At 46.0% G+C, this 22,824-nt stretch carries 23 protein-coding genes; 9 read left to right on the top strand and 14 right to left on the bottom strand.

What is annotated here, in order from left to right; genetic code table 11:
- Positions 1 to 540: 540 nt before the first annotated feature.
- The 7 genes from INF29_RS09615 to INF29_RS09645 all read right to left on the bottom strand — a co-directional run bounded on the left by INF29_RS09615 (position 541) and on the right by INF29_RS09645 (position 6,775).
- Positions 541 to 1,278, bottom strand: coding sequence for an amidohydrolase family protein (locus INF29_RS09615; protein WP_193486295.1), 738 nt, complete (start codon positions 1,276 to 1,278; stop codon positions 541 to 543).
- 4 nt (positions 1,279 to 1,282) lie between these two features.
- Positions 1,283 to 1,777, bottom strand: coding sequence for an ECF transporter S component (locus tag INF29_RS09620; protein WP_243184138.1), 495 nt, complete (start codon positions 1,775 to 1,777; stop codon positions 1,283 to 1,285).
- A 185-nt stretch (positions 1,778 to 1,962) separates the two neighbouring features.
- A complete protein-coding gene (locus tag INF29_RS09625; protein ID WP_072849925.1) occupies positions 1,963 to 2,574 on the bottom strand; it encodes a DUF4364 family protein in 612 nt (203 codons plus the stop codon).
- A gap of 100 nt (positions 2,575 to 2,674) precedes the next feature.
- The gene (locus INF29_RS09630) at positions 2,675 to 3,595 is read right to left on the bottom strand and encodes a TIGR01212 family radical SAM protein (RefSeq protein WP_193486298.1); all 921 of its coding nucleotides are present in this window, start codon (positions 3,593 to 3,595) and stop codon (positions 2,675 to 2,677) included.
- On the bottom strand, positions 3,573 to 3,998 hold the full coding sequence (locus INF29_RS09635; RefSeq protein ID WP_193486301.1) for a hypothetical protein: 426 nt from the start codon (positions 3,996 to 3,998) through the stop codon (positions 3,573 to 3,575). Before INF29_RS09635 ends, INF29_RS09630 begins: the two co-directional genes overlap by 23 nt.
- 77 nt (positions 3,999 to 4,075) lie before the next feature.
- Positions 4,076 to 5,182 carry a pyridoxal phosphate-dependent aminotransferase gene (locus INF29_RS09640; protein ID WP_243184139.1) on the bottom strand — a complete coding sequence of 369 codons (1,107 nt, stop codon included), beginning with the start codon at positions 5,180 to 5,182 and terminating at the stop codon, positions 4,076 to 4,078.
- Between the two features lie 36 nt (positions 5,183 to 5,218).
- Positions 5,219 to 6,775, bottom strand: a complete 1,557-nt coding sequence (locus tag INF29_RS09645; protein ID WP_193486304.1) for a hypothetical protein — start codon at positions 6,773 to 6,775, stop codon at positions 5,219 to 5,221.
- Positions 6,776 to 7,061: 286 nt separating this feature from the next.
- Between INF29_RS09645 and INF29_RS09650 the strand changes: the two genes are divergently transcribed.
- From INF29_RS09650 to INF29_RS09670, 5 genes are all read left to right on the top strand, one after another.
- Complete coding sequence (locus INF29_RS09650; RefSeq protein WP_054329697.1) at positions 7,062 to 7,505, top strand: ACT domain-containing protein; 444 nt, start codon at positions 7,062 to 7,064, stop codon at positions 7,503 to 7,505.
- Between the two features lie 127 nt (positions 7,506 to 7,632).
- Positions 7,633 to 8,559: a homoserine kinase gene (gene thrB, locus INF29_RS09655; RefSeq protein WP_191343757.1), complete on the top strand. Its 927-nt coding sequence runs from the start codon at positions 7,633 to 7,635 to the stop codon at positions 8,557 to 8,559.
- Positions 8,553 to 9,779 (top strand): aspartate kinase, encoded by a 1,227-nt coding sequence (locus INF29_RS09660; protein ID WP_022254882.1) that lies wholly within the window; start codon positions 8,553 to 8,555, stop codon positions 9,777 to 9,779. Before thrB ends, INF29_RS09660 begins: the two co-directional genes overlap by 7 nt.
- A 317-nt stretch (positions 9,780 to 10,096) precedes the next feature.
- On the top strand, positions 10,097 to 11,014 hold the full coding sequence (gene ispE / locus INF29_RS09665) for a 4-(cytidine 5'-diphospho)-2-C-methyl-D-erythritol kinase (protein ID WP_072849915.1): 918 nt from the start codon (positions 10,097 to 10,099) through the stop codon (positions 11,012 to 11,014).
- The gene (locus INF29_RS09670) at positions 10,995 to 11,678 is read left to right on the top strand and encodes a GntR family transcriptional regulator (RefSeq protein ID WP_072849913.1); all 684 of its coding nucleotides are present in this window, start codon (positions 10,995 to 10,997) and stop codon (positions 11,676 to 11,678) included. Before ispE ends, INF29_RS09670 begins: the two co-directional genes overlap by 20 nt.
- A gap of 227 nt (positions 11,679 to 11,905) precedes the next feature.
- Here INF29_RS09670 and INF29_RS09675 read toward each other — a convergent pair whose 3' ends face one another.
- From INF29_RS09675 to INF29_RS09685, 3 genes are read right to left on the bottom strand one after another with little or no spacing between them, the layout of a single operon-like run.
- Positions 11,906 to 13,042 (bottom strand): DUF2812 domain-containing protein, encoded by a 1,137-nt coding sequence (locus tag INF29_RS09675; RefSeq protein WP_193486307.1) that lies wholly within the window; start codon positions 13,040 to 13,042, stop codon positions 11,906 to 11,908.
- 16 nt (positions 13,043 to 13,058) lie between these two features.
- Entirely contained in the window at positions 13,059 to 14,264 is a 1,206-nt protein-coding gene (locus INF29_RS09680; RefSeq protein ID WP_193486310.1) for a DUF2812 domain-containing protein, read from the bottom strand.
- Between the two features lie 19 nt (positions 14,265 to 14,283).
- A complete protein-coding gene (locus tag INF29_RS09685; RefSeq protein WP_193486313.1) occupies positions 14,284 to 14,604 on the bottom strand; it encodes a PadR family transcriptional regulator in 321 nt (106 codons plus the stop codon).
- A 182-nt stretch (positions 14,605 to 14,786) separates the two neighbouring features.
- Between INF29_RS09685 and INF29_RS09690 the strand changes: the two genes are divergently transcribed.
- Positions 14,787 to 15,317 (top strand): sigma-70 family RNA polymerase sigma factor, encoded by a 531-nt coding sequence (locus INF29_RS09690; protein ID WP_193486316.1) that lies wholly within the window; start codon positions 14,787 to 14,789, stop codon positions 15,315 to 15,317.
- 2 nt (positions 15,318 to 15,319) lie between these two features.
- Positions 15,320 to 16,594, top strand: coding sequence for a hypothetical protein (locus INF29_RS09695; RefSeq protein WP_193486317.1), 1,275 nt, complete (start codon positions 15,320 to 15,322; stop codon positions 16,592 to 16,594).
- A 67-nt stretch (positions 16,595 to 16,661) separates the two neighbouring features.
- Here the strand turns inward: INF29_RS09695 and INF29_RS09700 are convergent, their stop codons facing one another.
- Positions 16,662 to 17,087, bottom strand: a complete 426-nt coding sequence (locus INF29_RS09700; protein ID WP_072849903.1) for a Fur family transcriptional regulator — start codon at positions 17,085 to 17,087, stop codon at positions 16,662 to 16,664.
- Positions 17,088 to 17,232: 145 nt separating this feature from the next.
- Here INF29_RS09700 and trmL point away from each other — a divergent pair, with 145 nt between their 5' ends.
- The gene (gene trmL / locus INF29_RS09705) at positions 17,233 to 17,742 is read left to right on the top strand and encodes a tRNA (uridine(34)/cytosine(34)/5-carboxymethylaminomethyluridine(34)-2'-O)-methyltransferase TrmL (protein WP_072849901.1); all 510 of its coding nucleotides are present in this window, start codon (positions 17,233 to 17,235) and stop codon (positions 17,740 to 17,742) included.
- Between the two features lie 165 nt (positions 17,743 to 17,907).
- On the opposite strand, the gene INF29_RS09710 is transcribed toward trmL, so the two are convergent.
- Entirely contained in the window at positions 17,908 to 19,107 is a 1,200-nt protein-coding gene (locus INF29_RS09710) for a pyridoxal phosphate-dependent aminotransferase (protein ID WP_193486320.1), read from the bottom strand.
- Between the two features lie 392 nt (positions 19,108 to 19,499).
- Here INF29_RS09710 and INF29_RS14940 point away from each other — a divergent pair, with 392 nt between their 5' ends.
- Positions 19,500 to 19,628 (top strand): hypothetical protein, encoded by a 129-nt coding sequence (locus INF29_RS14940; RefSeq protein WP_272872648.1) that lies wholly within the window; start codon positions 19,500 to 19,502, stop codon positions 19,626 to 19,628.
- A gap of 211 nt (positions 19,629 to 19,839) precedes the next feature.
- Here the strand turns inward: INF29_RS14940 and INF29_RS09715 are convergent, their stop codons facing one another.
- On the bottom strand, positions 19,840 to 21,768 hold the full coding sequence (locus INF29_RS09715; protein ID WP_193486322.1) for a sensor histidine kinase: 1,929 nt from the start codon (positions 21,766 to 21,768) through the stop codon (positions 19,840 to 19,842).
- Positions 21,765 to 22,463 (bottom strand): response regulator transcription factor, encoded by a 699-nt coding sequence (locus tag INF29_RS09720; RefSeq protein ID WP_022254870.1) that lies wholly within the window; start codon positions 22,461 to 22,463, stop codon positions 21,765 to 21,767. The genes INF29_RS09715 and INF29_RS09720 overlap by 4 nt, the downstream gene beginning before the upstream one ends.
- Between the last annotated feature and the right edge of the window lie 361 nt (positions 22,464 to 22,824).

Below are 22,824 nucleotides of genomic sequence, written 5' to 3' on the forward strand. Positions count from 1 at the left end.
CGCCTGTTATTGACATGCCATCTTTTGGATGGTATATATAAAACAAAGGTGGAGTGCTTCATTTCAAAGCATTCCACCCAGTCTTATCATAGAAGAATCTTATTTACAGACTTTTCTTCATACCCTCGGATTTTGGCTTTCTTATTTTATTAAGATTGTATTTGTTATGTTTTCTTATGAAGGTAGCCGTTGCAATTCCCCTTAAGAAATCAAGAAAAAGGAAAATCAATGTTTTCTTAAGGGGAAGTTGCTTTGTCAAAGGCTCATTTCATTCAAGCCTTTGACGAGTAGACAGAAGTATAAAGCAGGAGTTCCATCAGATTGTACTCTTTGAAACTCCTGCTTTTTCCCATGGGATTCCAGTTGGGAAACCCACACCGCAAAGAGATGCGGGCAACCATTTATGGCTGACATTTACAGAGCAAATGTGTTGACTCTTTGTTTCCCAAGCCCTTCCACGTTCTTGAAAAGGTATAAAATTTATTTTTTAATAGTTTAAGAGGAAGATTTCTTTTTTGAAATCTTCCTCTTTTTATAGTATCATTTTTCGTACTGCGCCATGAATTTTTGCAGGTTATTGTAAAACACATCTTCTATTTCTTTTTCCGTCAATCCGCTGGTGATTACTTTTTGCATCTCGATGGTGGGATGATGGAAAGGGGCGTCGGTGCCAAAGAAAATCCGGTCACTGCCTACAGTTTCATAGGCTTCTTTGATTTTGGAATTCATGGGCATACCGGACATTTCCAGATAGAGGTTGGAATAGCGTCTTGCCATTTTCAAAGCGGCGTCGATGTAAACACCGTGCCCATGCCCCATGTGGATCATAACGATATTTACATCAGGGAACCGTTCTGCCAGCAGAGCAATGCTCCAAGGCAGGGCATAAGGTGCGTGACCGCTGTGGATGAAAACAGGAATATGCAGTTCTCTGGCGGCTTCCATGATGGGGTCAAGGCATTCCGCGTCTGCCACGTAGGCATGGCGAAGGGGGTTCAGCTTAATACCGGAAAAACCCTTGTTCTGCACCAAATCATAAATTTCCTGAACGGACTTTTCGCCCTCCAAAGGATTGGCGTATACCAGACCCCAGAAACGATGGGGATATGCTTCCATAGCTTCTTTTGTGCGGAAATTGTCGTCACTTCCCGTGCTGCAAAGAACGGTTTTTTCGATTTCACAGTCGTCCATCTGCTGTACCAGTTCTTCTGCGGTGATGGCAACATTTGCCCAGCCGCCGAATGTGCCCACATGGGCATGTGCGTCTAATTTTTTCATATATCTACATCTCCTTTACTTTTCGTAAAATGCCAGTGGTGCCCAAAACACCCATGAATATAGAAGTCAGTACAAGACCGAAAGCTGTCTGTACCAGAAGTCCCGGTGTCATGACCATGGCGGTGGCAAAGCCGTAATAGAAAATCTTCACGGCTGTGTAGCCCATGATCTGGAAAATACCCCCCAGCACTGCTCCAGCCAGCCAATTTCCCTTGTGGTGCCATTTGTTGATGACATAACCCATGATGAGTGCCATGAATGCTTTGATGAGAAACGTTGGCAGTACCCACTGCATATATCCTCCCAGCAGGTCAGCCAGTGCGGCGCCGATGCCTCCAGCCCATGCGCCTTTTCTGCCTCCCAAAAGCAATACACTGATGAGAATCATACAGTCCCCTAGATGGCTGTAACCGTTTGGTCCCGGTATTTTCAGCACATAAATGGCTACAAATACCAATGCCGCCATAACGGCGGTTTTTGTCAGTTCTTTCGTTCGCAAGATATCCGTCCTTTCTTGTATGTGTTTCTGTACAAGAGGATATCAGAAACTGGAAGGAGAAACCAGAGAATGTCAGACCACAATGGAAAATGTATGGATACAATATGGTATAAATGTATGGGTACAATTAAAGACAATAAAAAAAGCCGAAAATCTTTTTCAGATTCTCGGCTTTGTATTTTCTATCAGGCTTCCTCTGTTTCTTCTTCCACGGGAGCGGGGAAATTCTGTTCCTTGGCTTTGAAGCCGCCGCCTTCTGCTTCGGTGTTTTTTACCAGAGAAGTGAGGATGGTGCCATAAAGATGGCTCACGTTTTTCCGCCAGTTCCGGCAAATGGCTAGCGCCTGCTGTTTGGAAACAACGGAAACGCTGATTTCCATCAAGACGTTGCCGTCGTCGTCATTCAGCCCGCATTTTACCAGAAAATCATCGTTGATTTCCGGGAAATAATTGGCGGTAACGGCGTATTCCGCGCGGATGCGTTTGCTGTTTTCCTGCACGTAAGTATTGATTTCGTTTTTGGCGTGTTCGGAAATATGGTTCAGAAAGTAATTGACGATTTCGTCGCCTTCGTCAGTGAGGGTATAGCGTGTGTTGTTCTGCTCCCATGATTTTTCCAGCCAGCCGGCGTCCACCAGTTCTGTCAGATACTGCTGGATGGAAAAATAGTCCATATAATTTTTTTCCAGCAAAAACTGGCAAATCTCACTGTTTGACAAAGCAATGCCCATTTTCTGCAAAAGATGCAGGATGATCAGCTTATGCTCCGCTAACTGCCGAATGGATTCTTCGGACATGGAACCCCCTCCTTTCTGTACTGCTAACCCTAATCATAACATATTTTTGTGAAAAGAAAAACATAAAATACGAAAAAAATCGAAAAATAGCGGTTTTTGCCTATTTTTCCCCAAAGTCCATGCCCTGACGGATATTCCGCTGCCGCAGGGTCTTATGGATGGTGTTGAGGACATGGCGCTTGTTCAGGCTCCACAAAGGCGCCAGCAGGATGTTTTTATCCCCGTCACCTGTCAGCCGGTGCAGGACGATATCCGGACGCAGACGGGCGATGCAGGCGCAGAGCAGGTCGATATACTCCTCCAGTGTCAAGGGCGTATACTGTCCGCTGCGGTACAGTTCCGCCAAGTCTGTATGCTCCAAGACGTGAAGCAATTGCAGCTTTACCCCTTCAATGGGCAGGCTGTTGATGTAGTCCATGGTTTTCAGCAAATCTTCTTTTGTTTCTCCCGGCAGTCCCAAAATGACATGAGCCACCACCGAAATGTCATGGGCGGCAAGGCGTTTTACAGCGTCGGTGAAAACGTCGTTGTCATATCCACGGCGGATGAAATGGGCAGATGTTTCTTTTGCTGTTTGCAGTCCTAATTCCACCCAAAGTTTTGTTTTGCTGTTCATCTCCGCTAGCAATTGGATTACATCATCTCCCAGACAGTCAGGACGTGTGGCAATGGAAAGCCCCACAATGTCCGGCTGGGACAGGGCTTCTTCGTATTTCTGCCGCAGAGTATCCACAGGGGCGTATGTATTGGTGAATGCCTGAAAATAAGCGATGTACCGGGGATGCTCCCACTTGGCGGAAGTCTGGGATTTTCCCTTTGCAATTTGCTCCCTGATGGAAAGGGCAGCGCTTTCTGCAAAATCACCGGAGCCGCCTGCGGAACAGAACAGACAGCCGCCAGTGCCGATGGTGCCGTCACGGTTGGGACAGGTGAAACCGCCGTCCAGTGAGATTTTGGCAGTTTTGCCGCCGAATATGTTTCGGTAATAGGTATTTAGGTCACGATAAGGTTTTTCGTCCATAACAAAACCGCCTTTCTTTTGGTTTATCCATTTGTTTCTGCCGCAGGTTCTCGCAGACATCCATCACATGCTGCCACAGGACATCGTCTTTCCCTGCCGCCAGCAGCAGAAAAAGAAAATCCGTTTTGGTGCTTTCCAGAAAATCCTCCGCTTCCGCAGGATTTTTCGCCAGCAGGAATTTTTCCATACTGTCTGCCGTCAATGCCATGGGGATGCAGCTTTCCATTTGGGTCAGTATGCCGCCGACGGTATCCTTGCCGCAGGGCAGGGCGGAAAGGTGTCGATACAAAGCGTGGCTGTTGAGAAAATACAGATTGCCTGCCTGCCAGTTCGTCAAACTTTGACGCAGCAGAGAGAAACAGCCGCAAAGAGTTTTGCGGCTTATGATTTCATGGGTTTCCATTGCCAATATCCTCCGAAAAAAATGTTGTATTTCTTCCCTAGGATATGTGGTTTTGAAAGATTTATATTGTCAGTTTTTTACGCTTCTTCTACCAGTTTTTTCAATTCTGCAATGAGCATAGCATTGTCCTCGGGACGGAGGATGCAGAAACGCAGGAAACTTTCATCCAGAAAAGCGAAGCTGGAAGCGTCACGGATGAGCATTTTTTTCACGATGAGTTTTTCAAAAAGCTCTGCGGCAGTGATTTTGTCTGTCAGCAGCTTCAGCAGAATGAAGTTGGCAGAGGAAGGATATGCCTTGATATTTTTCCATGTAGAAAATTCTGCCAGCGCTTTTTTGCGCTCGTCGGAAATGAGTTTCTTTGTGGTGTCATGGAATTCTTTGTCTGTGAAAAGACGTTCGCCGGCAAAAGCAGCCAGAGAGTTTACGCTCCAAGGGTCCTGATTGGTCTGAAGGCGGTTACGGAAAGCTTCGTTGGAAGATACGCCGTAGCCAAGACGGATGCCCGGTGCCGCAAAGAACTTAGATGTACCACGGATGACAAAGAGGTTGTCAAACTCCGCAGCCAGAGGAATGGCGCAGATTTCATCCAGATTGTCGGCAAATTCCAGATAGGTTTCGTCAATCATGACGGAAGCCCCTGTTTCTTTGCAGTGGGTCAGAATGGTGCGCAGCTGGGATACAGTCAAAGCGGAGCCTGTGGGGTTATTGGGATTGCAGGCAACGAACATGCCGATTTCCGGTGTCAATGCTGCCAGCAGGGCATCCAGATCAATGACAAAGTCGTCCTCTGCTTTCAGAGGGAAATAATCGAATGTGCCGCCGGTGAGAGAAACTTCCCGTTCGTATTCGCTGTAAGCAGGGCCCATGATAAGGCTTTTTTTCGCGTTGACGGTCTTGATGAATGTGCCAATGAGTTCTGTGGAGCCGTTGCCAACCACGATATGTTCGGGATTTGCGCCGGTGTATGCACCGATGGCTTCCCGCAGAGCGGTGTAATGTTTGTCTGGATAAGTGGAAATGATGTCCAGATTCTGGGCAAGTGCTGTTTTCACAGATTCAGGAAAGCCCAGAGGGTTGATGTTGCCGCTGAAATCCAGAATTTCCGCTTTGGAGATGCCGTATTTTCTTTCGATGGCGTCCAGATCGCCGCCATGCTGATGCATCAGAGGTTTTGTTTCCATGATTTATCTTAAGTCCCTTCTTATATGGTAATAATGTTAATAAATTTCGTCGATCTGTTCCATTTCGGTGATTTTTTCGCTTTGTCTGCGAATACGAGGATACATGAGGTAAGGATTGCTTGCCTTTTTCTCCAGCACCTCAATGGTGAGAGCACCAGCTTTGCCGGAAGGCGGTGTCAGTGTCCACACATCGCCGATATGTAAAGGCAGATCACCCAGTGTCAGACCGTCTGTTTTGTTGATGGCGCGCTTGGAAGCGGCTGGTGCGTATTCCATGGGGAAGCCGTTGTCATCGGGGATGGACAGAACGTATTCCCGTGTGTCTTCCATGGCAAAAGCGGCGAAGATGTCACAACAGAAATCATGGAGTAGATTTTCTGTGGAAAGTTCCGCTTCTTTCCAGAGGTTTTCGTCCTTCTGCAATGTGGCGCGGAGAGAAACCACATCGGTCACCAGTTCAAAACGCAGCATTTCTTCGTAATACCGCAGTTCCAGTTCCGGTGTGATGGCTTCCATGATGCGCTCAAAGGAAATGTTTTTGGGCATTTTCTGCTTATTGACAGAAAGCTTTTCTTTTGCCGTCAGTTCCATGCCGATGGCTGTCAGACTGCAATAGGAAGGTGGTGTGAACAGCTCCGCACCGGGATTATGGTGCATGAGGAACAGTGCCGCCAGATTATTGATGTTCTGATAAAAACGGAAGGCTGTGAAGGAAATGGGGCGCACCACATGGAAAAAGTGCCCAAGAGGCGTGAATACCCATTTGTCCATCATAATGCCCGCAAAGAGGAAAGAGGATACAATGGACTGTTCTTCTTCCGTCAGTTCATTAGGCGGCGTTTTCCAGATGCTTTCCAGATCGATGTCCACCCGTTTATAAAAGTCTACAAAGACCTGATCGATGTCTATGTGGTTTTCCAGATACTGATAGAAAAAGCTGCTGCTGACCATGCCCGGTTCCAAGTCCATGGTGTATTGGAGCCGTTCCGCCGCCAGTGCGCAGCCTTCCCAAAGGAGGGTATCCAGCGCTTCTTTGGGTTCTTTTCCAAAGAAAGCGTCGGCTTTCGGGCTTTTGGTCACTTTATGGATATGGATGGCAGGAACTTTCTGGAAAAAGCCCATCTGCTGACACAGCCGTGTGAGATATTCCAGATAAAAGCCGTCAGGCAGTGTGATTTTTTGCAGCAGTTCCGCTCTGTCCTCCGGCAGGAAAAAGCCGTTTTCGTCAACGGTGCAGTCCGGCAGACAGGCATCCAGTATGGTCTGCATATCCCGCAGTATGGGGTGGTTTTCCAATGTGTAGGAAACGGGATGGAAGCTGTATTTTTCCATGCCAGCGGCTTTTTTGTCCACATGAAGGATGTAAGCCTTTTCCACCTTTGGATCTTCCTCATCGCAGTGGATGATGTTGGCAGGGGTCAGTATGGTTTCTCCCGTCAGTGCTGTATAATACCATTTGGAAAAAACCATGGGCGCAATGTCCCAAAGACCGTCCATGGCTTCCGGGTCCATACGGCTGGCATACTTTTCGTATTCCGTTGTAAAAAGCTGAAGCAAGTCTTCGTGCCGCAGCTGATCTGTATGATTATTCATGAAGAACTCCTTTTTCATCTGTTTCGGGTTTCCGACCTGAGGGGCAGAAACAACCACTTTCCATTTTAGCAGAAAAAAGGAGCATTGGGAAGGATGGCGTCGAAAAAACATAGGCAATTCTTCAAAAGGAATGGCAAAAGAGGCAAAAGTTTTTGTGCAAAAGACAGAAAGTGGATTGTTTCAAAAAAAACCCTCCCATTTTATTGAAACTGTGGACAGAATGTGCTATATTCCTTGTAGTAGAAACAAATGTATGTATCAGAGATACAAAAGGGGAGAACAAACATTGAAAGAAGATAAGAATTTTTTCATCGTGGACAAAAGCGTACTGCCTGAAATCTTTCTGAAGGTTATGGAAGTAAAAAACCTGCTGGAAAGCAAGAAGGAAAAAACAGTACAGGATGCGGTGAACCGTGTTGGCATCAGCCGCAGTGCTTTTTATAAGTACCGTGATGCTGTCCATCCACTCTACGAAAACACGAGAGGAAAAACTGTCACCATCGCAGCCAATCTGGATGATACACCGGGGCTCCTTTCCGCAGTGCTCAACAGCATTGCCACAGAAGGCGCAAATATCCTGACCATCAACCAGACCATTCCCATCAATGGCATTGCAAACGTGACAATCACCATCGAAACAAATGAAATGCAGGGTGAATTCGGCAGACTCATGACCCAGCTGGAAAACTTGCAGGGCATGCAGTCCATCAAGATCATCGGCAGAGAATAAACGAAAGAAAAAGCAAATAAAATGGCAAGGAAATCGACCCGCATCGTCTGCGGATGAGGCGGGTCTTGTTTTTGACCGCAAAAATCGGTGATGAAAAGGGGAAAAACGAAAAAAGGAGGCTTCTGTTATGATTCATATACGGGTACCTGCCACATCTGCCAATATGGGACCTGGCTTTGACAGCATCGGTGTGGCGCTGCAGTTGTACAACCATTTGTGGGTAGAAGAAATCCCTGAGGGCGTAGAAATCGAAATCCGCAAGGAACAGCCCATTGCCATTCCTACAGACGAGAGCAACCTCATTTATCAGACCATGCGCAAGCTTTACGACGCAAAAGGTCTGAAAATGCCTGGGGTGCGTCTGATCCAGTCTGACGACATTCCTATGGTGCGCGGACTGGGCAGCAGTGCCGCTTGTATCGTCGGCGGGCTCATGGCAGCAAATGAACTGGCTGGCAGACCTTGCACCAAGGAAGAACTGGCAGAAATGGCAGCCCAGATGGAAGGTCACCCGGATAACTCCAACCCTGCTTTTTTCGGCAGCATGGTGGTAGGGGCTCTGGGCGAAAAAAATATGAAACATGTACGTTTGGAGTTGCCCGACGACTTATTTTTTGCTATAATGGTGCCGGATTTCCCCGTTTCTACGGAGCGGTCAAGAAGCGTACTGCCAAAAGACTATTCCCGGAGCGATGTTGTATTTAACGTGTCCCGGGCAGCATTATTGGTAGCGTCTTTGATGACAGGGAAATTCGAAAACCTGGAGATGGCCATGGAGGATAAAATCCACCAGCCGTACAGAAAAGAACTGATCCCTCACATGGAGGATATATTTGCAAAAGCCAAGGAAAGCGGTGCCACGGCATGCTATTTGAGCGGCGCAGGTTCTACCTTGATGGCGATGGTAACAAAAGACAAGGCTGAAACATTCAGGAATCAAATGTCCGCCTACTTTGCAGCACTGCCCAACAACTGGCAGCTGACGCTGCTGAAGCCGGATTTGGAAGGTGCTGTAGTAGTGACTGAATCACAGGAGGAAGTAGAAAAATGTTAATTGTGCAGAAATACGGCGGCAGCTCCGTCGCCAATGCAGAAAGAGTGTTCAATGTTGCTAAGCGGATTCTGGCAACACAGAAAGAAGGCAATGACGTTGTAGTCGTTCTGTCCGCACAGGGCAAGACAACAGACGGACTCATTGCCAAAGCAAAAGAAATCAATCCCAAGGCAAGCCGCAGAGAAATGGATATGCTGCTGGTAACTGGGGAACAGCAGTCCGTAGCACTGATGGCAATGGCAATCAATGCGCTGGGCGGCAGAGCCGTTTCCCTTAATGCCGTACAGGTTGGGATTGAAACCACAAATACTTACAGCAATGCCCGTATTCGTAAAATCCATTCCGAACGCATTGAAAACGAACTGGAACAGGGCAACATCGTACTGGTGACCGGTTTCCAGGGCGTAAATATGCTGGGGGATATGACCACACTGGGCCGCGGCGGTTCCGATACTTCCGCAGTGGCGCTGGCAGCAGCCCTCAACGCAGATCTTTGTGAAATCTACACAGACGTAGAAGGTGTTTACACTGCAGACCCTCGCGTAGTAAAAGATGCCAGAAAGCTGGATGAAATCAGCTATGACGAAATGCTGGAATTGGCGTCTTTGGGTGCGAAAGTGCTTCACTGCCGTTCTGTGGAAGTGGCGAAGAAGTACAATGTAAAACTGGTGGTGCGCTCCAGTATGTCTGACGCGCCCGGTACAGAAGTGAAGGAGGAATGCAAGATGGAAAGAATGCTGGTAAGCGGTGTAGCTGCGGATAAAAATGTATCCCGTATTTCAGTTTTAGGTGTAAAAGACGAGCCCGGTAAGGCTTTTGAAATATTCGATCTGATGGCAAGAGAAAAGGTAAGTGTAGATATCATTCTGCAGTCCAACGGACATGACGGCAGACAGGATATTTCCTTCACCATCGGTCAGGAAGATCTGGACATTGCCCTGAAGGCTCTGGAAGAAAACAAAGAAAGACTGACAGCACAGGAAATCGCTCACGACGAAAACGTTGCAAAACTGTCCATCGTTGGCGCAGGTATGGCAACCAACCCCGGTGTTGCGGCGATGTTCTTTGAAGCAATGTATGATGCAGGCGTAAACATCGAAATGATCTCTACATCCGAAATCAAGATCACTCTGCTGATCCCCAGAAAGGATATTGACGAAGCGATGATCGCCGTACACGATAAATTCAAAATCGCATCTGTAAACATGAGAAAAGACTGATTTTTTCATCAAACCAGAATCAAAACGGAATGTAAAACATTCCTGATGAAAACAGCTGGAATCTAAGGATTCCAGCTGTTTTTTTGTGCCATAGCCTTGTCGTACATAATAGACGACAAATGGCGAAAAGTGTTTTGCAAAGGCAGGTGTCGGATTTGCGTTTTTTGGTGGAAAAAGCAATGTTTTGGCGTTTTTTGGGTAGTATCTGCCAGAAGATTTTTTTGTTTTTTGTATAACATGCCGCTTGTTTCTTTGTCTAAGTTCATGTACAATAGGTACAAGACTTGTATACAGTATAGAAAAAACGAGGGAACGACGTGGAAGAAATCAGATTAAAAGCACGGGCAAAAATCAACTTAACACTGGATGTAACAGGCAAGCGGGACAACGGCTATCACGAATTGCAGATGATCATGCAGACCGTAGGGCTCTATGACGAAATCGTTCTGCGGAAAATTCCGGAGAATGAAATCCGTCTGGAATCCAACGTAAGCTGGCTGCCTGCGGATAACCGCAATCTGGCTTGGCGTGCGGCAGAACTCATGCGCAGCACCTATGACATTAAGGAAGGCGTTTTAATTCAGATTGACAAACGCATTCCTGTGGCAGCAGGGCTGGCTGGCGGCAGCGCAGACTGCGCGGCAGTGCTGGTGGGCATGAATAAGCTGTTTTCGCTGAAATTGCCCGCGAAAAAGCTGGAAGAGCTGGCTTTGACCATGGGAACAGATATCCCTTACTGTGTGCGCCGGGGAACGGTGCTGGCAGAAGGCGTGGGTGAAGTGCTGACCAATATTGAGCCTCCCTGTCCATTCTGCTATGTGGTACTGGCAAAACTGCCTGTAAGCGTATCCACAGCGAAGGTCTATCAGAGCCTGAAATGGGACCAGGTAGAACACCACCCTGATACCAAAGGTATGTTGGCGGCTATGGCAGAAGGCGATGTGCCTGCCATGGGACGGCTGCTGGGAAATGTGCTGGAAACAGTCACCATTCCCATGTATCCAAAAATCGCTGATATCAAGGAAAGTATGTTGGAAAACGGAGCGGAAGGCGCCCTCATGAGCGGCAGCGGTCCTACCGTTTTCGGTTTGTTTACCAAACAGGAAAGGGCAAAGGAAGCGGCGAAAATCCTGCGGAAGCAGTTCGCCATGAGAGATGTATTTGTGACACAGATTTACCATGTGCCCCATGGCAAGAAGGAAAGGAGAACGACTGATGGCAGACACAAGATTTAATATCAATTCTAACGAATATCTTCCCCTGCGGGATGTTGTATTCAATACACTGAGAGACGCGATTTTGACAGGCAAACTGGTTCCCGGTGAAAGACTGATGGAAAACCAGCTGGCAGAAAAACTGGGCGTAAGCCGTACACCCGTCAGAGAAGCACTGCGTATGCTGGAACTGGAAAACCTGGTAGAACTGGTGCCCAGAAAAGGCGCGCAGGTTCTGGATATGAGCGAAAAAGACATCATCAACATCCTGGAAGTCAGAGGTGTTCTGGAAGGTCTGGCAACTGGTCTGGCTTGTAAGAAAATGGGCGCAGAGGGTCTGGCAGAACTGAAAAGCCTGGAAGAACGCTTTGAAAAAGCAATTTCCGAAAAAGCACTGGAAGAAATTGCAGAAATCGACGAACAGTTCCACAATGTGATTTTTGCATCCACAGACAATGACAAACTGATTCAGATTTTCAATAACCTGCAGATTCAGCTGTACCGTTATCGTATGGCACACCTGAAACTGGATTCTTCTATCCCTGCTATCGTGGCACATCACAAAGGCATCATCCGTGCCATCGAAAACCACGACGTGGAAGAAGGTACAACTATGGCACAGGGTCATGTAAAATACCACACAGAATTCATTCTGCGTGCTGTTCGCAACAAAGAAACAAAGTAAGAAAATACGAAAGACCAGATAAAAGCAACTTCCTCTTAAGAAAACATTGATTTTTTTTCCTTGATTTCTTAAGGGGAATTGTGACGGCTGTCTTCATAAGAAAACATAACAAATAAAATCTGAACAAAATCATAAAGCCAAAATCCTTTGTAATCATAAGGATTTTGGCTTTATTTGTTTTCTTATGAAGATGCCCCTAATGTCTGGTCTTTTTTTCTGCAAAAAAATCAGGTTTCTTCCGGCAGAGAGTAGGTTTTGTCCAAAAGAGGAAGAAACTTTTCGCGATTTTCCCAAAGATCGATTTCGGTATAAGATTTGAGAAGCAAGATACGGGAACCCTTTTGGATGACAAGATAGTTTTGAAAGTCTTTTGCCCGGTACTCCAGTTTGGTACCATCGGCGAGAGTTTGTGTTTCCGTTTTGTTCAGGTTGTTGTCGGCTTCTGTCATCAGATAAGTTTTGCCGATGCTTTCGGACAGAAATTCTGATTGACATTGGAAATACTGGGTATCCAAATAAAAATCGTCACTGATTTGAAAAATTTCATACTGTACAGGAGCCAGAAATGAGGTGTAGTAGGAAAAATAGCTGCTATCCGATAGATTTTTATGGCTTCCAAAAGCGGCAGGAGAGAGCGTAGGAAGCTCTGTGCTGTTCTGCGCAGACAAGGGAATGCGTTCGTTCCAGTTTTGTATCCAAAAAGGAGACAGAAGGAGCAGAAAGAGGAAAACTTCTGCGGTGATGCGGCAACATGTCCGAAGGAGTAGTTTTCTTTTTGCTTTGTGGAAATCCTCTGTTTCGGTCACGTCTGTTTCCTCAAAGATCTGCTTTTTCAGTTTTTGCAGCTGTCGAATTTCCTTCGTTGTATCAAGAAAATAAAAAAACAGAAGCAGGACAAAAGCTGAGATCAAAGCGGAATGGTGCAGCCAGTAAAGCCAGTTGCCGGCGGAAATATGTAAAAGCAGCCATAGGGGGAAAAGGCAGAACACAAGGAGCGCCCTCTGCAGACATTTTTTCTGAAGCTTCCCAAGGGTCTCCAATTGCAGTTCCGCATCTGTGTGCAGCTCTGGCAGAGAAAAATCATCGGTGCCATAGACCACCAGATGTTCCGAACGATTGTCGATGTATTTCCAGCCAAATTCTTCATAAAGCTGCTGCCGTTCCTGACTGGGGTCCCAGCAGCGGTCTGGGTCTGCATCTACTCGATAGCGCATGGGTTTTGGTGTGCCTTTTTCAAATTTGGCAATGGCACGGCGGCAGGAAACCAGAAACAGTCCTTCTTTTTCTGCCAGTTCTTCCAGCCAAGCTTCAAAAATTTTTATTTCATATGGGGCACAAGGAATCAAACGGCGAATATAGGCCATGTTATGCCCTCCTTTCTTATAAAGGCGTGTATGTTTGTGTAAAGAGTTTCGCAAAATCTTCCACATGGTCTTTCAGGGAAGCATCACCAGCGTAATGGACTATCAGCACCCGGTTTTCCTGCCGCAGCAGAAGAAGCTGCGCATTGCCAAGGAGATCGCCATAATAGGCTTGCGAAAAACCAGACAGGGAAAGGGGTTTCTTTTCCATTTTGTAGCCTGATATGCCGGGGGTACTTGCATAGAGATTTGCCAAATCCATGCCCACGATTTTTGCCAGAAACGAATTTGACATTTCCCCGTAATAAGAAGTCATGGATGTGGCAACGGCTGGCAGGTTAGGGTCTGTGTGATAAGCCGTCTGACTGATGTGGAATGTGGTAGGTGCGAGGAAGTTTGTGCGGCTGCGTACATAATTGGAGTCGCTGTTTTCATTGCCAATGGTAATGGGGTCGTAAGGGGTCTGCACCCAGTCGGGAGAAATGCCCATTTCCGCCAAAGGTACATAGGGCAGGGGTTCTTCCACGGCCGTCAGGGATTGGGTGATTTGGTCGTTTTCGTCCCATTCCACCAATTTGTCACTGAAAGGCAACAGGAACAGCACAAATAGTGCTAGCACAATGGTCTGCAAAGAAAGGATGTTCAGGTATCCTTTGTGGTGACTGAGAGGGTTCCCCTGAGAAAGATTTCTGTAAATCTTCCAAAGCCGCAGGACAGACCAGAGAATCAAAACAGCAAATGCCAACAGTGTTACCAGAGCAAAAGCAGAAAAACGGGGACGCTCCAGCAAGAAGGATGGATGATACAGGGGAATTCCCAGAAAGATTGCCAGCAACACAAGGGCAGCCAATCCAAATACGCTGAAATTCCGGCACATCCGTTTGTAGCCTTTTGCCTGTACCAGCGGATCACAGTGGATTTCCGGTGTATCAGGATTTTCCGCAACGAATATGAAAAAGAAATGGGAAAAAGGCGTTAGATATTTCCAGCCAAATTCCTCGTAAAATTGTACCATTTCCGCAGAAGGTGTCCGCACAGTGTCGGGAATGGGTTCCAGACGATAGCGGACGGGGGCAGGGGTGCCTTTTTCAAATTGACAGAAAGACAGAAAATAGCCTACTTTTTTCAGGAACCAGCCTTTTTTTGCCATGTCCTCCAGAAAGGTTTCCATGGCATCAGGAAAAGAAACTGGCAGGAAAGTTGGTAAATATAAACGATGTTTCATAGAAAGCCCCTCCTTTTGTTTATAACGCTGTGTGTGCCTCCTCTTCCGCATCCAGCAGACAGCGGCGAAGCCGTTCCACTTCCTCGGCGTAGATGCGCCGTCCCCGATCGGTGATGCTGTAGGTGCGTTTTCGTCCTTGGATTTCCGTTTCCTCCAAAAGACCTTCGGATTGGAATTTCGCCAGTATGGTGTAGAGAGTACCAGGCCCCATCTGGATACGCCCTTTTGTTTTCTGGTCGATGAAAGCGGCAACATCAGTGCCGCACATATCTGTTTTCAAAAATGCCATCAAGACATAAAACATGGTTTCTGTTAAAATTTCCAGTGATTTTTTTGCCAAAGCCATCACTTCCTTTGTAAAACATTTGAATATCGTGTGTCGATATCGTCTATCGATATTATAACATGAAGGACATTTGGACGTCAATGGAGAACATGGGGAGAAAATATTGATTTTGGGAAGTGATTTTCTGATTTTTTTCGTACTATAAGAGAAGGCAGTTTCAGAAAGGAGGGTGTGGATTGCAGGAGAAGAATATCATAGATGCCATCAAGGCTGGAGATGAACAGGCAATGCAGAAGATCATCTGTCGTTATAGTCGGCTGTTGTGGTCTATTGTGGGAGCGGTGCTCAGTCAGGTGGGAATCACTGAGGATATGGAGGAATGTGTGGCAGATGTATTCATTGATTTATGGAAACATCCCCAGAAATATGATGAAAGCAGGGGCAGTCTAAAGGCATGGCTGTCTGTCATTGCCAGAAACAAAGCCATTGACCGCTATCGCCAAAAAACAAAGATACAGACCATTCCTTTGGAGGAAACAGTGCTGGCGCAAATGGGCGTGGAGCCGGAAATGGAAAATAGAGAGGGGCTTCAAGAGGCATTGGCAGAGTTGACGGAAGAAGAGAGGGAAATCCTGCTGCGGCGGTATGTTTACCAGCAAAAGCCCAAGGAAATGGCGGTGGCATTGGGGTTGTCTGTGAAACAGATAGAAAATCGGCTTTACCGTATCAAGGCAAAAATGCGGAAGCAAATGGAACAGGAGGGATGAGGATGCAGAAATTCCAGCAGGAAAATCTGGAACATATTCAGGACATATTTTCTCAAAAAACGGGGGTGCATTTTCCGGTACAGAAAAAGCCGCAGATAGGCTTGCGGAAAGCTGTGGTTTTGGCTGCGGCGATTCTCTGTTTTTTGATGGTGACAGGCTTTGCTGTGGCAAAATTTTCTTCTTTAAAGGGAGATGAGGTACAGCTGAAGGGGACATATGAAGGAAACGGCGTTGTTTCGGTTTGGGTGGAAAATGAATCGGATCGGAATCTTTCTTTCCAGCCAGATCTGCGGCTCATACAGTATAAAGCGGGTGTGGAAATTCCGCAAAAAGACGGCGGACAGGTTATCTTTCATCATACAGACATTGCCGCGCATTCTCAGGGCACCATGACTATAGACCTGTCAGAATCTTATGATCTGGCGCAGTTGGAAGAACCCCTGGAAAACGACTGGTATGAATTGATATTGACCAATAACGGTTTTGCTTTCGGTCAGGACTGGAAATGCAGTGTGGATTTTTCTGATATGTCTGTTGCGGGGGAAACGATGGAATACCCGAACCCGGAAGCGGATTTACAGGCGGAAGAAGTGGAAGAAAGTTTGGCATTTTATTTCCAGAAGTCTGCGCAAGAAAAATACCGGAGGACAGTGTTAGAAGAAGCCTACCAGCAGGCTTATGAAAATCTGCCGGAATTCCAAAAAGGACAAGTTGTGTCGGCGGTGTCACCGGTACTGCCGGGGAACCGTATCCAGAGTGAAATGTGTTTGACGGTGCAGGACCCGCCGGAAGGAGTTATTTGGGATGAAAGGATTTCTCCTGAGAAACAGTATGAACTGATGGGGCTGAATTGGAGCACTTACGATAGTTTTGGCAGACTCATTGGCGCGCAAGGAGAATATGCCATGGTGCTGTCTGTGCAGGTGCCTTTGCAAGATTATGCCGATGTCACCAGAGAATTGCCGCTTTTTTATGTCATGGTTTACGATAGGGAAGAAACCCAAAAGGATGATGCTTGTGCTTTCATCCATGGGCAGACTGTATCTTTTGAGGATTTGGAAGAGAGAAAAGTATTTGAGGACGAAAAATATGCGGCTTATGATGTAAGCGACTATGTCTATGGAGATGGGGAAAGTTATTTGCAGGCATTTTTCCGGCAGAATCCCGATGTTGCCCAAAATGCGCAGACGTTGGGGCGGATACAGAACTTCTATACATATTATCAAGACCATCTGCAAGAATCCGTACGATATTTGCAGGATGCACAGCAAAAATAAAAAACAGGAAGGTACAAAACTTTTGTTTTGTACCTTCCTGTCATGTTTGGATGCTGTATGAAAAAGTTTACGCTTCTTCTTCGGCCTTTTTGCAGGCAGCACATTTTCCGTAAAGAATCAACTGTTCACAGGCCACTTCGAAATCCAGTGGTTTGGAAAGTTTTTTGTGGAGGTCTGTCAATTCATCATTATATAAGTCTGAAACGCAGCCACAAACGGTGCAGACGGTATGAGGATGGCAGTGCACCTGTGCGTCATAGCGGGCGCTTCCTTCCCCCACGTTCAATTCCTGTACCAGTCCAAGGTGCTTGAAAAAGTCCAGAGTTTTATATACGGTAGCCAAGCTCATGGTAGGATTGGTGGCTTCCAATGTGCGGTAAATGGTTTCCGCATTGGGATGTTCTGTCGAATGCAGCAGCATATTATAGACAGCGATTCTCTGGGGTGTTACCTTGAGCCCTTTTTCACGCAGCACTTGTGCTGTTTCTTTCATAGGCAACCCTCCTAACTAATAATTATTCTTATATAATAATAAAGGATAAAAAGGAATCCGTCAAGTGCCAGAAAGTGGAAATATTGAACAAAATTTCTTTTTATGCTAAAATAAGAGAAAATTTCCACGGAAAAGAGGGTAAAATGTGCATATTGTGTTATTAGAACCGGAAATCCCCCAGAATGCGGGCAACATTGCCAGAACATGTGCTGTGACCAATACGGTGCTGCATCTGATTAAGCCCTTGGGATTTTCTGTAGAGGATAAATATTTGAAACGGGCAGGGCTGGATTACTGGAAACTGCTGGACATTCGGTATTATGAGAATTTTCAGGATTTTCTGGACAAAAACCCCAATGCAAAAATCTGGATGGCAACCACAAAGGCGAAACATGTTTATTCCGATGTGACTTTTGGGGAAAATGACTATCTGATGTTTGGGAAGGAAAGTGCAGGCATCCCTGAGGAAATCCTGCTCCAATACCCGGATACAGCCATCCGCATTCCCATGCTGGAAGCGGCAAGAAGTTTGAATCTGTCCAATTCCGTAGCCATTATCATTTATGAAGCACTGCGTCAGCAGGGATTTCCCGGCATGCTCCAGGAAGGGGAGCTGCACCGCCATACATGGGCAGAAGCAAAGCCAAAAGAATAAATTTCAGAAGAAACCAAAGAAAGCTGAAATCCTTGTAGTATAAAGAATTTCAGCTTTCTTTTTTCGTATTTTGGGCAAAAGAAAAACAGAGAGAAACTTGTGTTTCTCTCTGTTTGTTTTTTGTGTAGGCAATGCCATATTCAAATGGCTGATGTTGCAGTCGAATTATTTGTGACCTGCAGCTTTGTAAGCTTCGATACCTTTGCCCAGCAGTTCGATACCTCTAGCCATATCGTCTGCGTTCAGGATGTAAGCGATACGCAGTTCGTTTTTGCCCAGACCGGGTGTAGCGTAGAAGCCTTCAGCAGGAGCATACATAACTGTTTCGTTGTTGTCTCTGAATTCGTTCAGCAGGAACAGCAGCAGATCTTCTGTGTTTTCAACAGGCAGTTTGCATGTGATGTAGAAAGCGCCGCCGGGTTTTTCGCAAACAACGCCGGGGATCTTTTTCAGAGCTTCGTAAGATACGTCTCTTCTGTGTTCATATTCAGCTTTTACATCGTTGAAGAAGTCAGCAGGCAGTTTGTACATTGCTGTAGCGCCAACCATGTCCAGTGTAGGTACGCACAGACGACCCATAGCGATCTTGAATACTTCTGCCATGAATTCTTTGTTTTTGCATACCATGCAGCCGATACGAGCGCCGCAAGCGGAGAATCTCTTAGAAACGGAGTCGATGATGATAACTCTGTCTTCGATGTCAGAGAGCTGACCGAAGGATGTCATTTCTCTGCCGTCGTAAGCGAATTCTCTGTAAACTTCGTCAGCCAGGATCCACAGATCATGTTCTTTTGCGAAGTCAGCGATAACTCTCATGTCTTCTCTGGACAGGATGCAGCCTGTAGGGTTACCAGGGTTAACGATGGAGATCATTTTTGTTTTGTCTGTTACAACTGCTTCCAGTCTTTCTTTGATAGCGTATTTGTAACCTTCTTCAGCGTATGTAGTAACGGGTTTTACAACACCGTCAGCAGCCTGAATGAATGTCAGGTAGTTTGTGTAGTAAGGTTCAGCTACGATAACTTCGTCGCCGGGGTTGATGATGGACAGGAAAGCCAGTGTCAGTGCTTCGGAACCGCCAGCTGTGATCAGAACGTCGTTTCTTTCCAGATTCATATCGAATCTCTTGAAGTAATCAACGATAGCGTCCTGCAGTTCAGGCAGACCCCAGGAACCAGCATAAGCCAGTACTTTCTGGTCAAAGCCTTTGATTGCTTCCCAGAATACGGAAGGTGTTTCGATATCGGGCTGACCAATGTTCAGGTGATAGATTTTAACGCCAGCTGCTTCAGCTGCTTCAGCCATAGGGTTGAATTTTCTAATAGGGGAGTTCTGCATTGCCTGCACTCTGTCGGAAATTCTCATGTCTTTCACTTCTCCTTTTTATTGATATTTTTTACAATAAATCATTTCTTTGCCTGTAAGAAAGCGAATTCCTTTCAACGAATGAAAAAAAGTACAGCATCTGTCCATTTTCACGATAGAAAGGTCTTGGTTTCGCTTCTGCTTGCAATAATAGTATATCACTTTTGGCAGGAAAAGCAAGTGGCACTGTGAAAATTTCTACAAAGTAGGGGAAGTTTGTGTATTATTTCGTATACTTTTGGCAAGAAAACGATATGAACGACTGTTTTTATTAAGTTTACACCATAAGTAATGAAAAGCAGTTCATTAAATATGGAAATATTGTAGAGAAAAGAAAAGCTGTTTTGCGGTTGATTTTTTCTGAATACGGCAATATGGCAGGAAGGACATTTTTGGATGCAAAACTACAAAATGGGGAGAAAAAACCAGTTGGAATGCGAAGAAACTGGACTTTTCCTGCATTTTCTCCAAATGGAGAGCCTATAAAAAGCAAAAAAGATCGTATATTTTTTGTCAAATAAAAAGTATGAAAAAACGAACAATCAATATTTTGCGTGCAAAAAAACGGGAAAACATCAAAGTGCAAAGGCGGTGTTTCAAAGAGAGAAAAAAAGGAGAATTTCTGAAAAAAATGGGACAAAGGACAAAGAAAAACAGAACAGACAAGAGAAGAAAAAGCCGCTCTTGTCTGTTCTGCTGTCAGTACGTAAAATTGTTATCTTTTTTGCAATGTCAATTTTCTGCTGTTGTTTCTTCCGGATTGGGTTGTGCTTCCGGCAGTGATGCCCGAGCAAAACGTATCTGCGCTTTGAACAGATCGCCGTCAATGGAAAGGAAGAACTTGCCTTTTTGCAGTTCCACCAGAGAACGGGCAATGTTCAGCCCCAGACCACTGCCTTCTGTGGAACGGGAGCTGTCCCCACGGACAAAACGTTCCATCAGTTCATCAGGGTCGATGTTCAGCTGATCCCGGGAGATGTTCTTCACTGTGATAAATACCAGATCCGCATTTTGTTTGATCTGTATATAAACGCGGGTATTGGGCTGGGAATATTTGCAGGCGTTACTCAGCAGATTGCTCAGCACACGCCACATGAGGTTGCCGTCCACCAGACCATAAACGATTTCGTTTTCCGGTGCGTTGATAACAGCTTCCAGCTGGGATGCCGCCAGTTTTTCTTCATATTCCCCCACAGCCTGCTGTACCAGTTCCACAATGTCTGTGCATGCCAGAGAACAATGGATGTTGCCAGTGGATGCCTTGGAGGCTTCCACCAGGTCTTCCGTCAGTTTTTTCAGCCGGCGGGACTGGCGGTCCAGCACTTCGATATAAACGGAAGCCTGTCCGGTCAGTTCTTCTTTTTTCAGCAAATCCACATAGTTGATGATGGATGTCAGTGGCGTTTTGATATCGTGGGATACGTTGGTGATGAGCTCTGTCCGCAGACGTTCGCTTTTCATTTTCTGATTCAGGGCAATGGCAATGCCTTCGGAGATATTGTTCAGATCTTCCCCATGCTGGCGGAAGGAACGGAACATACGGCGTGTATCTACCTTATATTCCAGATTGCCGGCGGAAAGCTGTTTGCTGGCACGGCTTAGTTTCTGCCACTGTGCTGCAATGGAACAGAACACAATGAGCAGGACAAAATTCAGTATCATCACAACGCCTGCCGCATAGGTACTGGTAAGATAGATGGAGGATACCACCAGCCAGCCGACTGCAACCTTCCATGTGCTGGGCAAAGCGTGAATGGCGTCACCGATGGTGCTGAGAATGGCTTTGCATACCTGCCAGAGGAATTTCACTACATAATATGAAAGGGCATTTCGCCACCAGCCGCCTTTTTTCAGACGGGTGGACATGGTCATAATCAAAGCCAGCAACAAGGCTTCCAGTATGAAAAATCCGAAAAAGACAGCCATCATACGGGAAACATCTAAATCGCCGTAATAAGCGCCGCCGGAAACGATGCCCATGGTCAAGGATGTTATGCCAAACCAGAGTAATAGGTAAATATCCAGCGGAATCCGGTCCTGTACGTTCAGAATGATTTCTTCACTTTCGCCTCGATGCCCTGCGGCACAAAGCAGATAAATGAAGGATGCCGCCAGTATAAACAGACTCACGAGGGCAATGAGGAACAGCCAGTAACCCAATGACATGGTCAGATTATAGAGCCGATAGCTGAGCCAGTAGTTATCCGGTGCGGAAAGAGGGTCTGTTACATAGCCAACAACGGTATAAGCAACGGCATTATCAAAATAAGTATATTCGCCGCTGATATCTCGCGCATCATTGTAATAGAAAGAATAAGATGTGGTCAGACCGATTTTTTCCGGCAATTCGCTCTTTATAACCAGATTGCCGTTGTAGTCATACAGCTCAAAGGCAAAGTTGGTTTTGCCGTTGGAAAAGATGCTGGCAATTTCTTCTGGTTCCGCGCCATCTATATACCAGCGCACCACGTTATCGGAATAACTGTAGGTGGTATTTTCGCACCAAGGCGTATCATAATAGGATTTTTTCTGGTCGCTGAAAATGCCGCTTTCTCCGGCGAACAATATCCCGACAATGCTGAAAAAGGCGGTTATGCCTGTGATCATCACCAGAAAGATGCATGTCACTTTGATTCCCAGATTGTGGGTCACTTTTGTCATTCCTTCGCCTCCTTCTCCATTTTATAGCCCAAGCCCCAAACCACTTTCAGGTAACGGGGTTCGGAGGGATTGATTTCGATTTTCTCGCGAAGGTGGCGGATATGCACGGCTACGACACTGCCAGAGCCATAAGCGTCCTCGTTCCAGATCTGTTCATAAATCTGATTGGAGGAAAATACCCGTCCGGGGTTTTCCATGAGCAGTTTCAGAATGTTGTATTCACTGGGTGTCAGGGAAACAGGTTCTCCGTCCACGGTAACGGTCTTGGAATCATCATCCAAGTCGATGCCGCCGATGACCAGATGGGAAGCTTTTTTTGCCATGCCGCCCAAAGAAGTGTAACGGCGCAGATGGGATTTGACCCTTGCCAAAACCTCAATGGGATTGAAGGGCTTTGTGATGTAGTCGTCAGCGCCGATATTCAGCCCAAGGATTTTGTCGCTGTCCTCACTTTTTGCTGTCAGCAGGATGATGGGAATGTTGTACTGTTCCCGCAGTTTTGCTGTGGCGGAAATGCCGTCCATCTGTGGCATCATCACGTCCATGAGCACCAGATGGATGTCGTTATGGGCAACCACGTCCAAAGCTTCTTTTCCCGTAAATGCCGTGAAGATTTTATAATTTTCCGTAGAAAGGTAAATGGACAAAGCGGACACAATGTCCTTTTCGTCGTCACAAATCAAGATATTATACATGGTTCATACACCTCCAAATTTCTGCTTTTTATTGTAGCAAGATTCCCTTTAAGAAAACAGGGAAAAAATCTTTAAGATTGCTTTAAGATTAGAGGAGTTCCTCTTTGTATGCCTATTCTACCACATGACAAAGTGAAAAGGTAGGATTTTGCATCGGTATTTTTTACAAAAAATGGAACAATCCTGGAATGGAGTAAAATCCTGATAAAATAAAAAAAAGCTGGAATCCTTTTTCTGAACTGCACCCCATTTGTTAGACAGTATGATATACTGAATAACAAGTGGGGTGATTTTTATGCCAAAAGGAGTACCAAATAAACGATATACACCAGAATTCAAGCAACTGGTGGTAGAAACGATG

This window comes from Anaerotignum lactatifermentans (assembly GCF_014982935.1).
Classification (GTDB): domain Bacteria; phylum Bacillota; class Clostridia; order Lachnospirales; family Anaerotignaceae; genus Anaerotignum; species Anaerotignum lactatifermentans.